This is a genomic window from Streptococcus sp. HMSC066E07 (assembly GCF_001814695.1).
In the GTDB taxonomy this organism is placed as follows: Bacteria; Bacillota; Bacilli; order Lactobacillales; family Streptococcaceae; genus Streptococcus; species Streptococcus hominis.
In genome coordinates this window covers 24,273-35,736 of record NZ_KV817419.1, presented here as the reverse complement: position 1 = coordinate 35,736, position 11,464 = coordinate 24,273, and the positions used below count along the sequence as shown (strand labels likewise).

At 40.1% G+C, this 11,464-nt stretch carries 16 protein-coding genes and 1 other annotated feature; of the genes, 4 read left to right on the top strand and 12 right to left on the bottom strand.

Translation table 11 applies throughout. The features are described from left to right. Positions 1 to 17: 17 nt before the first annotated feature. The 6 genes from HMPREF2984_RS02165 to HMPREF2984_RS02140 all read right to left on the bottom strand — a co-directional run bounded on the left by HMPREF2984_RS02165 (position 18) and on the right by HMPREF2984_RS02140 (position 3,162). On the bottom strand, positions 18 to 404 hold the full coding sequence (locus HMPREF2984_RS02165; protein ID WP_049534279.1) for a lactoylglutathione lyase: 387 nt from the start codon (positions 402 to 404) through the stop codon (positions 18 to 20). Positions 405 to 683: 279 nt separating this feature from the next. Continuing rightward, complete coding sequence (rplT, locus tag HMPREF2984_RS02160; protein ID WP_003027551.1) at positions 684 to 1,043, bottom strand: 50S ribosomal protein L20; 360 nt, start codon at positions 1,041 to 1,043, stop codon at positions 684 to 686. Between the two features lie 46 nt (positions 1,044 to 1,089). After that, a complete protein-coding gene (rpmI, locus tag HMPREF2984_RS02155; RefSeq protein ID WP_003025048.1) occupies positions 1,090 to 1,290 on the bottom strand; it encodes a 50S ribosomal protein L35 in 201 nt (66 codons plus the stop codon). Between the two features lie 33 nt (positions 1,291 to 1,323). Beyond that, complete coding sequence (gene infC / locus HMPREF2984_RS02150) at positions 1,324 to 1,854, bottom strand: translation initiation factor IF-3 (RefSeq protein WP_003025051.1); 531 nt, start codon at positions 1,852 to 1,854, stop codon at positions 1,324 to 1,326. 15 nt (positions 1,855 to 1,869) lie between these two features. Then, positions 1,870 to 1,999 (bottom strand) — a sequence feature (ribosomal protein L20 leader region). A 26-nt stretch (positions 2,000 to 2,025) separates the two neighbouring features. Then, positions 2,026 to 2,703, bottom strand: a complete 678-nt coding sequence (gene cmk, locus HMPREF2984_RS02145) for a (d)CMP kinase (RefSeq protein ID WP_059220624.1) — start codon at positions 2,701 to 2,703, stop codon at positions 2,026 to 2,028. 9 nt (positions 2,704 to 2,712) lie between these two features. Next, a complete protein-coding gene (locus HMPREF2984_RS02140; protein ID WP_049534225.1) occupies positions 2,713 to 3,162 on the bottom strand; it encodes an SAG1386/EF1546 family surface-associated protein in 450 nt (149 codons plus the stop codon). Positions 3,163 to 3,207: 45 nt separating this feature from the next. Between HMPREF2984_RS02140 and HMPREF2984_RS02135 the strand changes: the two genes are divergently transcribed. Further along, on the top strand, positions 3,208 to 3,405 hold the full coding sequence (locus HMPREF2984_RS02135) for a ferredoxin (RefSeq protein ID WP_003040052.1): 198 nt from the start codon (positions 3,208 to 3,210) through the stop codon (positions 3,403 to 3,405). On the opposite strand, the gene HMPREF2984_RS02130 is transcribed toward HMPREF2984_RS02135, so the two are convergent. From HMPREF2984_RS02130 to cdaA, 6 genes are all read right to left on the bottom strand, one after another. Further along, positions 3,392 to 3,886: an EbsA family protein gene (locus HMPREF2984_RS02130; protein WP_022525091.1), complete on the bottom strand. Its 495-nt coding sequence runs from the start codon at positions 3,884 to 3,886 to the stop codon at positions 3,392 to 3,394. The genes HMPREF2984_RS02135 and HMPREF2984_RS02130 overlap by 14 nt on opposite strands. A 215-nt stretch (positions 3,887 to 4,101) precedes the next feature. Beyond that, complete coding sequence (locus HMPREF2984_RS02125) at positions 4,102 to 5,214, bottom strand: glycerate kinase (protein WP_070670237.1); 1,113 nt, start codon at positions 5,212 to 5,214, stop codon at positions 4,102 to 4,104. Between the two features lie 3 nt (positions 5,215 to 5,217). After that, on the bottom strand, positions 5,218 to 5,868 hold the full coding sequence (serB, locus tag HMPREF2984_RS02120) for a phosphoserine phosphatase SerB (protein WP_049534320.1): 651 nt from the start codon (positions 5,866 to 5,868) through the stop codon (positions 5,218 to 5,220). A 108-nt stretch (positions 5,869 to 5,976) separates the two neighbouring features. Then, positions 5,977 to 7,329: a phosphoglucosamine mutase gene (glmM, locus tag HMPREF2984_RS02115; protein ID WP_049534219.1), complete on the bottom strand. Its 1,353-nt coding sequence runs from the start codon at positions 7,327 to 7,329 to the stop codon at positions 5,977 to 5,979. 24 nt (positions 7,330 to 7,353) lie between these two features. After that, positions 7,354 to 8,082 (bottom strand): CdaR family protein, encoded by a 729-nt coding sequence (locus tag HMPREF2984_RS02110; protein WP_037612632.1) that lies wholly within the window; start codon positions 8,080 to 8,082, stop codon positions 7,354 to 7,356. Beyond that, a complete protein-coding gene (cdaA, locus tag HMPREF2984_RS02105; RefSeq protein ID WP_003040173.1) occupies positions 8,069 to 8,926 on the bottom strand; it encodes a diadenylate cyclase CdaA in 858 nt (285 codons plus the stop codon). The genes HMPREF2984_RS02110 and cdaA overlap by 14 nt, the downstream gene beginning before the upstream one ends. Before the next feature lie 107 nt (positions 8,927 to 9,033). Between cdaA and murT the strand changes: the two genes are divergently transcribed. Genes murT through HMPREF2984_RS02090 form a run of 3 tightly spaced genes read left to right on the top strand, consistent with a single transcriptional unit; the run spans position 9,034 to position 11,439 of the window. Further along, complete coding sequence (gene murT, locus HMPREF2984_RS02100; protein WP_059220620.1) at positions 9,034 to 10,377, top strand: lipid II isoglutaminyl synthase subunit MurT; 1,344 nt, start codon at positions 9,034 to 9,036, stop codon at positions 10,375 to 10,377. Beyond that, positions 10,377 to 11,162, top strand: coding sequence for a lipid II isoglutaminyl synthase subunit GatD (gatD, locus tag HMPREF2984_RS02095; protein WP_003035035.1), 786 nt, complete (start codon positions 10,377 to 10,379; stop codon positions 11,160 to 11,162). Before murT ends, gatD begins: the two co-directional genes overlap by 1 nt. A gap of 28 nt (positions 11,163 to 11,190) precedes the next feature. Beyond that, positions 11,191 to 11,439, top strand: coding sequence for a LapA family protein (locus HMPREF2984_RS02090; protein ID WP_003035088.1), 249 nt, complete (start codon positions 11,191 to 11,193; stop codon positions 11,437 to 11,439). Positions 11,440 to 11,464: the final 25 nt, after the last annotated feature.

Sequence of the window (11,464 nt, the reverse complement as noted above, 5' to 3'; positions counted from 1 at the left end):
TTCAATTATTTACAAACTTATAAAGTTTTTTCTTGAATCACTTCAACTTTATAACCATCCGGATCCTTAATAAAGTAATAATTCGGCTTTGTTCCAGGAAGTCCATTTGGCTGTGTAACCTCATATCCTTTAGCAGTGTGTTCAGCGTGAAGCTGTAGCAAATCAGCCGTACTCAAAGCTACATGAGAAAATCCATCGCCAATCACATAAGGTCCGTGTCCATAATTATAAGTCAATTCTAACTCATACTCATCACCTTCAAGCCCCAAATAAACAATTGTAAATTGATGTTCTGGGAAGTCCTTGCGCCGTAATTCTTTAAATCCAAATGCATCTGCATAAAATGCAATAGATTTTTCTAGATTTTCCACTCGCAAGCACGTATGCAACATTTTCGAAACCATAACATCCTCCTTTGCTTTTTTCCATTATATCCTAAATCACGAATTTTCTCCAGCTTCAGCTATGAAGAAAAAATAAGGAGTGGGATCGAACTAAACAAAAATTTAGTCCCATCCCGCTCCTATAAAGTTGCTGAGTTAAAAAACAAATAGCCCTGAGATTTGTTTCGCACATTCTATCTTGCAATCTCAAGGCTCTCCTTTGAACAATCAATCATTGCGTCGTTGATCTATGACACAGTATAATTTAAGGCTGGAAACATTCTCCCAGCCTATTTTTCATTATTTACCTAATTTTGCTTTAGCTGCATCTGCAAGAGCTGTGAAAGCTGCTACATCGTTGACAGCTAGGTCCGCAAGCATTTTACGATTGACTTCAATTTCAGCCAATTTCAAACCATGCATCAATTGTGAATATGACAAACCATTCATACGAGCTGCCGCATTGATACGTGTAATCCACAATTTGCGGAAATCACGTTTCTTTTGACGACGGTCACGGTATGCATAGTAGTAAGAATTCATTACTTGTTCTTTTGCTGTACGGAACAAGATATGTTTTGCACCATAGTAACCTTTAGCTAATTTTAAAATACGTTTACGACGTTTGCGTGATACAACGCCACCTTTAACACGTGCCATTTATATTTCCTCCAATATTTCCTAGAATAATCTGCTACAAAATCTCTTATTTAAGACCTGTCAGCATTGCTTTGATACGTTTGAAATCTCCTGAATGCACCATTGCTGCTTTACGAAGATGACGACGTTGTTTTTTTGTTTTTCCGTGGAAACGGTGAGAAGTGTAAGCACGGAAACGTTTCAAGCCACCAGAACCTGTACGTTTGAAACGTTTAGCTGATGCGCGGTGTGTTTTTTGTTTTGGCATGATATTTTTCTCCTTTTTCTAACTTCTGACAGATTACTTTTTGTCAGGGATTGGTGCTAATTGCATGAACATTTGACGTCCATCCATTTTAGCTCTCTGCTCAATAATCGCAATGTCTTGCGTTGCTTGAGCAAAGTCGGCTAATACTTTAGCTCCGATTTCTTTGTGAGTAATCATCCGCCCTTTAAAGCGAATAGAAACCTTCACTTTATTTCCTTTTTCAAGGAACTTGCGTGCGTTGCGAAGTTTTGTATCAAAGTCACCTTTATCAATCGTTGGACTGAGACGAACTTCTTTCACAGTAACAACGCTTTGTTTTTTGCGCTGTTCTTTTTGTTTTTTCTGATACTCAAATTTGAACTTTCCGTAGTCCATAATTTTCGCAACAGGTGGTTTAGCTTGTGGTTGAATTAGAACAAGGTCTACATTTGCATCGTCGGCAATTGCTTGCGCTTCGCTAAGTGGTTTAATGCCTAATTGTTCACCATCAAGACCGATCAAACGAACTTCACGCACACGAATTTCATCATTGATGAATAAGTCTTGTTTTGCTATGGTTTTCACCTCTTTTTTATTTTTAGAGAAAAACAAGAGCAGACTTGCTAACGCAAGCCCGCACTACATGATAGTATTTCATTTCTGAAACTTAATCCGTAGAGCCAGACAACGTTAGTCGCAAGGCGAGAAGTTCTCACTTCTGCTTTTCTCAACTTTTATATAATACCAAGTTTTGGATTATTTGTCAAGGATTTTTTTAGCTTTTTCTTCGATAAAAGCCACAACTTCATCAATTCCAACACCCGTTGTATCAAAATGAATGGCGTCGGCTGCTGGTTTTAAAGGAGAAACCGCTCGGTGACTGTCTTTATAGTCCCGCTCTGCAATTTCTTTTTTCAGAGTTTCTAAGTTCGTCGGAATGCCTTTTTCACGATTTTCTTTATAACGGCGCTCAGCTCTTTCCTCAACTGAGGCTACGAGGAAAATTTTTAATTCTGCATGAGGCAATACAACCGTTCCAATATCACGGCCGTCCATAACGATACCGCCTTGAGCAGCAATTTCTCGCTGTAAATCAACCAACTTTTCTCGTACTTCTGGAATTGCAGACACCCAAGAGACATTGTTGGTCACTTCGTTTTCACGAATCGGATGCGTCACATCTACATCTCCGACAAAAACAAGCTGCTCCCCATTTTTATCACGCCCAAAACTAACTGGATAAGTGTCTAATAATGCGACAATTTCAGACCACTTTTCTGCCGATAAATCATTCTTTAAAGCTAAGTAAGTCGCCGCACGATACATAGCGCCTGTATCCAAGTAAGTGTAGTCGAAATCTTTCGCAATAATCTTGGCAACTGTTGACTTTCCGCTTGAAGCTGGACCATCAATGGCGATTTGAATTTGTTTCATTCTATACTCCTATCGAATTTTCACCACATCACCCGGATTGGCATACCAAGCACCTGTCGTCATGTGAGAAGGATTTAAACGCTCCAATTCAGCAATCGAAATCCCTGCACGCGCAGCAATAGCCGCCTCACCTTCTCCAGCTTGAACAGTAAGCGTTCCTTCAGATGATTGGGGTTGACTGCTATCACTTGTTGCCTTAGAAGACTCTGGAACGCTAGAACTTTCACTTGGTTTGCTGGTAGCCTTAGTATTATAAAAGCCCTCTGTTGCTGCTTTTTTGCTGCTTCCGCCAGTTGATAAATAAATCATCATACCTACAATTGTAATCACCATGATGAAAAAAATAACCGCTAAAATTGTCAACACACGATTGGCCACTACATCGCTCGTTTTTTTACTTCTCGTCAATTCTTTTTCTCCCTCGTCGTAAATATCTTCTTCCCATGGTTCCTTTGCCATGACTTCCTCCTTGTATTTTTTCCAAATTCCGATTACAATATGAATATGAAAGTTACACTCATTCCTGAACGGTGCATTGCTTGCGGGCTTTGCCAAACTTATTCTAACTTATTTGATTACCACGACAATGGCATTGTCAAATTTTATCAAGATGATGAATTGCTAGAAAAGGAAGTTCCTGAAACAGCTGATGTTATCGAAGCCATCAAAAACTGTCCTACAAAAGCTCTTAAGAAAGAGTAGTTTTTTTAGGATGAGCATAATAGGTTTCAAAATAGTCTACGTGGGTTAAGTTGTCCATTAGTTCAACTTCCCCTTTAAAATGGTCATTCAAAGCCAAAGCATTTACAAAATACTTCTTAGGCCACTTACGCATACAAAACGTACGGCCTTTTTCTTTGCCATCAAATAAAAGAGTAATAGAAGTTTTTGTCACTTCCACTTTACGAATTGTTGAAATTTCAATCTTTGAAGGTGTGAATGGATTTGCCGTAGTAATTCTCAAAATCCCGTCATCGTATATAGTGAAATATCTATGTACGCCAATCCCTAACAAAACCATAAAGAGAAAGAAAGAGAAAAGAACTAAAAACGGAACTTCTGAACTCTCAAATAAAAATGCAAAACCTATAAAAATCGGAATGACCGATAAAGACCAATAAATGATTAGAAGAGAAAGATCTGGCTGCCAATGATAACGCAATTGACCAAAAATCTTTATCATATCTACACCTCCTCTTATATAGTTTATCATAAAAAAAAGAAAAATGGGAGTGAGATTAGACAACAAAAGAAAAAATTAAGGAAGTGAAAGAATACTAGCTCTAATCCCTTATTAAATTAGTCGAAAATGGCAGATGTGATAGAGATAATCGCCTCAACGAAAATGCAAATAGCTCAAATTCCACTTTCTCAAGATTCAGCCGATAGAGTGAAATATTACATTTTCATCTTCAACAAATTTCCAATATTTTGGGCTGTTCGGATGAGACTTTCTTCTGCCTTGGCTAGAGTAATAGCTAGAGGTTCAACTTGAGAAATGATCGGAAAAGCAGCTTGAATATTTTCTACTGGAAAATCAGGTAAGTTATCACTTAAACTACCACAAATAGCAATCACAGGAATATTACTAGGCGTTCTTTTGGCTACTCCAATCGGAGCTTTGCCTGCCAGACTTTGTTGATCCATTCGTCCTTCACCCACGATGACTAAATCAGCTTTTTTGACATGATTATCAAAATCAAGCAAATCAAGACAAGTATCAATTCCTGAAACAATTTTTCCATGTGCAAATGTTACCAGACCAGCTGCCATACCTCCTCCAGCACCTGCACCAGTCAGTGAAAAAATTGCTGGATTAGCCTGTTTATAAAATGTTGCCATTGCCTGATCCACTTGAGAAAATAGCAGAGCGGATAAGCCTTTTTGTCCTCCAAAGACGTATGTGGCGCCGTTTTCACCACAGAGAGGATTCGTGACATCTGTCAAAATCTGAATGTCCAGATTTTCCAAAATTGCAGGAACATTATCAGCTGAAATGCGAGCCACACGCCCCAACGATGCACCTTTTGCTTGAAGCAAATGATTGTCTTTATCGAAAAATTCATAACCCAGTCCAACTGCCATTCCAATCCCACCATCATTGGTAGCCGAACCACCTACGCCAATATAGATTTGCCTCACACCTTCCTTGGATAGATACAAAATCAACTCTCCCAATCCCCTGGTATCAAGAGTCAGAGGATTTCTTTTTTCTGGTGAAATAGAGGCTAAACCAACCAAATCAGCCATTTCAAAGAGAGCTATATCTCCTTTGCGAGCATATTTCATCGAAACAGGTTCTCCGAAAGGCCCAGTTACGATGTGAGTATAAGTGTCTAACTGCAAGGCTGCGATCAAAGCTGTCATCGTTCCTTCACCACCATCTCCAATGGGTAGCAAGTCAAATGTCGCTTCAGGGAGTGCCTTGGAAAATCCTGCTTTTATAGCCTCTGCAACACTTTGGGCTGATAAACTTTCTTTAAAAGAATCTGGTGCAATTAAAATATGCATGACTTAGTCCTCACTTTCTATCTCTTCCAAAAGTTTTATGACTTGATACAAGTCCGTTCGATTGATTTGATACGGCGCTTGTTCTCTCACAAGAGGCTTGGCGTTAAAAGCAATCCCGATTCTTGCCGTCAATATCATTGGGAGGTCATTGGCACCGTCTCCTACAGCAATGGTTTGAGCAAGAGTCAAATTGTTTTCCTCCGCCCATTGTCTTAGCATTGCTTTTTTGACTTCTTTTGTGACAATTGTTCCTAAAACTCTGCCGGTTAGCTTACCGTCTTTCACTTCTAAACGATTAGCTTTTACGTAATCTACATTCAATTTCGCGGCTAATTCGTCTACCATCTCATGAAAGCCACCTGATACAACGCCAACCTTGTATCCACGCTGATGCATGTCTTCTATCAACTGTTGAGCTCCTTTTGTAAAATGAATTTGCTTAGAAACTCGTTTAAAAATTGTTTCAGGAAGTCCTTTGAGCAAGGCCACGCGTTCTATCAGAGCTGTCTCAAAATCATATTCCCCTTGCATAGCCCGTTCTGTAATGGCTGCGACTTGCTCACCAACTCCTGCTGCAGCACCTAGCAAATCAATTCCTTCTTCTCTAATCAAGGTACTGTCAACATCCAGTACCAATAGCCCTCTTGTTTTCACATCATCACCCCATATATTGCTTGTATTATATAAAAAATTGATTAACAAAACAAGTTGCAATAGAAAGAAAAAAGCCTCGTTTGCTGTACAAACAAGAGCTTCTTTACTTTATTCAATACCAATTTCAGTACGTACAATATCTGCAATTGTATCAACGTAATAGTCTACTTCTTCGTGGCTTGGTGCTTCTGCCATGACTCGTAAAAGTGGTTCTGTTCCGCTTGGACGAACAAGAATACGACCATTGCCAGCCATTTCCGCTTCCATTTTTTCAATCACCGCTTTAATAGCAGGTACTTCCATAGCCTTGTGCTTCATGCTGTTTTCAACACGGATATTGACCAATTTTTGTGGATAAATCGTTACTTCTGACGCTAATTCAGACAAAGGTTTACCTGTTTCTTTCATCACTTTTGTCAATTGAACGGCTGTTAGCTGACCGTCACCCGTCGTATTATAATCCATGATGATTACGTGACCAGATTGCTCACCGCCCAAATTGTAACCAGATTTGCGCATTTCTTCTACAACATAGCGGTCACCAACAGCTGTAATCACCTTGTTAATGCCTTCACGATCCAAAGCTTTATGGAAACCAAGATTTGACATAACAGTTGTTACAATTGTATTTTGAGCAAGCAAACCTTTTTCAGAGAGGTATTTCCCGATGATATACATAACTTTATCACCATCGACAATCTCACCATTCTCATCAACTGCAATCAAGCGATCGCTATCTCCGTCAAATGCCAGACCAAGTGCTGATCCTGATTCACGGACTGTTTCTTGCAATTTTTCAGGATGTGTAGAGCCAACATTCAAGTTGATATTTAACCCATCTGGATTTTCCCCAATGACTGTTAATCTAGCTCCCAAATCTGCAAATACTTGGCGAGCACTGGTTGAAGCAGCACCATTTGCTGTATCAAGAGCAACTTTCATTCCGTCTAAATCAAGACCAGTAGATACGAGATATTGTTGATATTTGCGCAATCCTTCTGGATAATCCATAAGAGTTCCTAACCCTTCCGCACTTGGACGCGGTAAATCGTCTTCTTTAGCATCAAGTAGAGCTTCAATTTCTAATTCACGTTCATCGTCCAATTTATAGCCATCGCCACCAAAGAATTTAATACCGTTGTCAAGCGCTGGATTGTGGCTAGCTGAAATCATGACACCAGCACTTGCTTTCTCAGATTTCACCAGATAAGCCACACCTGGTGTGGCGATAACCCCAAGCTTGTAAACACGGATTCCAACCGATAAAAGTCCTGCTATTAATGCACTTTCCAGCATTTCTCCTGAAATACGTGTGTCACGTCCTACAAAGACGCGCGGCACATCTTTCTCATGTTGGCTCAATACATAGCCACCAAATCGCCCTAATTTAAACGCTAACTCTGGTGTTAATTCCACATTTGCTTCTCCACGAACTCCGTCCGTTCCGAAATATTTTCCCATTTTTATAAAATCCTTTCGATACTTTTATTTAGATGAGCTCGTCGAACTTGAAGACGAACTTGATGATTTAACAGTAATTTTTATGGTTGTCTCATAAGGAGTAATCACACTTGGCAAAACTGTACCATTTGCATCAACCGCCTGTAGTGGGGCATTTCCTGAATAGTTAGCGGATATTTTTTCACTAGTTGGCACTACCGCTTCTACATGATCTACCTTAGCCAGCGTATCTTCGTCACTTGTAACAGTTACCTTATTGTCACCAACCGTCACGCGATCAACCATCAACCCATCTGCTAACTGGGCTGAACTGATAGTTGTTTTCACTTCAACTGTCTTACTTGCTTTCTTGCCAACTTTCACCGTAATCTTAGCCGGTGTAACAGTCGCAGTCAACCCACTTGGTAAATTTTTAATAGCTAAAGGTACCTCTCTTGTTCCTTCTGTAGCTTTTGTCAAATCTGCCACAACCTTGAATTTTCGTGTACTTTCTTGCATTTCACTAGCAAGTGTCACACGGTTAGAGCCTGTTAACACTACTGATACTTCGGACGCAAACCCACTAATAAAATACTTTTCACTATTGTATTTAATATCAATTGGTACACTAGGCAAGGTGTTGGTATAGGTTTCAGAAGTTGTTTGTCTAGCATTTGAATTATTTTGGTAATTTGTCGTGGTGGCGTAAATAAATAAAACAGCAGCAAAAAAGATGGAAGAAACGATATACCAAATCTGTTTACGATTTTTCATGTTTCCGACCTCCTAGCACACGATTTCTAAAGGGTGATTTTGGTTGTTCATCTGAAATCAGCACTTTCCGCAATTCTGCTTCAAATTCCTCTAATGTCAAATTATGCTTGAAAACTCCATTATGTGTGATAGAGATACCTCCAGTTTCCTCCGATACTACAAAAGTAAGGGCATCGGATACTTCTGACAGACCGATTGCCGCGCGGTGACGTGTCCCAAATTCCTTAGAAATCCCTGTGTTTTCTGTGAGCGGAAGATAAGCGCAAGAAACGGCTATTTTATTGTCTCTTACAATGACAGCACCGTCATGTAGCGGTGTATTGGGAATGAAGATATTGATTAACAACTCACCAGATACATCAGCGTCCAACGGAATCCCTGTTGCAATGTATTCTTGCAAGGTTCTGCTACCTTGGATAGCAACGAGAGCTCCAATTTTCCGCGGACTCATATAATCTACTGCTTTGACAAATGCCTGCACCATTCTTTCTTCTGAGCTAATCGGTGCTGTCGAAAACAAATCGGTAGCACGCCCCAGCCTCTCCAGACCTGTACGAATCTCAGGTGTAAAAATCACAACCGCCGCAATGACCCCATAGGTGATAACTTGGTTAATCAACCAGGAAACCGTTGTTAAACCAATTGCATTGGCAAGAATCTGAGCCAGCACAAATATTAAAACCCCTCGAACAAGAATCATAATTTTAGTGCCCGCGATTGCCTTTGTAAAATAAAATAAAATCCAAGCAACCAGTGCAATATCTATAATATTGGTAACAATACTCCAAGGGCTAGAAAATAAACTAGACCAATATTGGAGATTGGACAATTGCTGAAAATTCATTTTCAGTGTCCTCTCTTTCTCAACCTAAAAACGTTCTTGACTATTATATCACTTTTCAAAATATTTTTCTGTAACCTTCTTTACTTTTTTATGATAAAATATTTCTTATGAAGATAAATACATTATTTGGCAAACTTGTAGGAAAATCCTCCCATTTTGTGTTAAGCAAATTGGGACGCGGATCGACCTTGCCCGGAAAGCTTGCTCTGAAATTTGACAACAACATTTTAAACACACTAGCGCGTGACTACGAAGTGGTGGTAATCACAGGAACCAACGGTAAAACTCTGACTACTGCTCTTACAGTTGGAATCCTCAAAGAGGCTTTTGGCGAAGTTGTGACCAATCCCAGCGGAGCCAATATGATTAGCGGGATTGCGACGACTTTTCTGACCGCTAAAAAAGGAAAATCCGGCAAGAATATCGCCGTACTAGAAATCGATGAAGCCAGTCTCTCACGCATTTGCGACTACATTAAACCGAGCCTCTTCGTCTTTACTAATATTTTCCGCGACCAAATGGATCGTTACGGGGAGATTTACACGACCTACCAAATGATTTTGGATGCTGCTCAAAAGGTTCCTACGGCAACCGTCTTGCTAAATGGAGACAGTCCGCTGTTTAACTCTGTTACTCTCAAAAATCCGGTTCAATATTATGGTTTTGATACAGAAAAAGGAAAGCCAAAACTAGCTCATTACAATACGGAGGGTATTCTCTGTCCTAAATGTCAGCACATTCTAAAATACAAGCTCAACACTTATGCCAATCTAGGCGATTATATTTGTGAGCACTGTGGCTTTAGGCGCCCTGAATTAGACTACAAACTAACCCAATTGACCAGTCTTCGTCACAACAGTTCGGATTTTGTCATTGACGGTCAAAGCTATCACATCAATATCGGTGGTCTCTACAATATCTACAACGCTTTAGCTGCCGTTTCCGTTGCTCAATTCTTTGGAGTTGAGCCAACCACTATCAAGACCGGTTTTGACAAGAGCAGAGCCGTTTTCGGACGTCAGGAAACTTTCAAGATCGGAGACAAAGAGTGCACGCTGGTTCTCATTAAAAACCCTGTCGGAGCCACGCAAGCTCTAGAAATGATTAAGCTAGCTCCTTATCCATTTAGCTTGTCAGTTCTGCTCAACGCAAACTACGCGGACGGTATCGACACGAGCTGGATTTGGGACGCGGATTTTGAGCAGGTTTTAAACATGGATATCCCGCATATGATTGCTGGTGGGGTTCGTCATTCTGAGATTGCTCGACGCTTGCGGGTAACTGGCTATGACGCTGAACAAATCAGTGAAGTAGCTGATTTAAGCCAAGTCTTTGAAGAAATTAAAAACCAAGAAACCAAGCATGCCTATATCCTAGCTACTTATACAGCCATGCTAGAATTCCGCGACTTGCTGGCTTCTCATCAAGTCGTCAGAAAGGAGATGAACTAATGGTTTATACATCACTAACTTCTCCTGAAAATCGGGATTATACTTATGATTTGAAGATTGCCCATCTCTATGGCAATCTCATGAACACTTACGGCGACAATGGCAATATTCTCATGCTCAAATATGTAGCTGAAAAGCTAGGTGCTCGCGTTCAAATTGATATTGTCTCACTTGAAGATGAGTTTGACAAAGATTACTATGATTTGGCGTTTTTTGGCGGAGGGCAAGACTACGAGCAGACCATTGTGGCACGAGATCTGCCTGCAAAAAAAGATAGCTTGGAAGAATTTATCAATCATGACGGCGTGGTGCTAGCTATCTGTGGTGGCTTTCAGCTTCTAGGTCAATACTATATCGAAGCTTCTGGTCGGCGGATTGAGGGACTTGGAATTATGAGACACTATACTCTCAATCAAAAAAATAACCGCTACATCGGCGACATCAAGATTTATAACGATGAATTTGACGAAACCTATTATGGTTTTGAAAATCACCAAGGACGGACCTTTCTATCTGACGATGAAAAACCGCTCGGCAGAATTATTTATGGGAATGGAAACAACAAGGAAGACCAAAGCGAAGGCGTACACTACAAGAATGTCTTTGGCTCTTATTTCCACGGTCCTATCCTATCCCGCAATGCCAATCTAGCTTACCGCCTAGTGACAACTGCTCTGAAGAATAAATATGGTCAAGATATTCCCCTCGCCAACTACGAGGACATTCTAGCTCAAGAAGTCCCAGAAGAATACGGAGACGTCAAGAGCAAGGCAGAGTTTGAATAGGGATATGAAACACAAAAGGAGACCAATGATGAAAGAAAGAATGTACTACATTTTACTGCTACTTGCAATCCTCCTAATCGCTGGACTGTCTTTGGCAAATATGCAAAGCGTCACCGTTAGCTTTATTCTCTTTCGTTTTAAAATTCCACTGATTCTCTTAATTTTACTCTCTGTCTTACTTGGAGCTATCACTACTATCCTCATCAGCATGCCAAAGAATTTTTCTCTCAAAAATGAATTAGCTAAAGCCAAAAAAGAACTCAAAACAAAAAACTAGGTTGGAAATCCAACCTAGTTTTTTG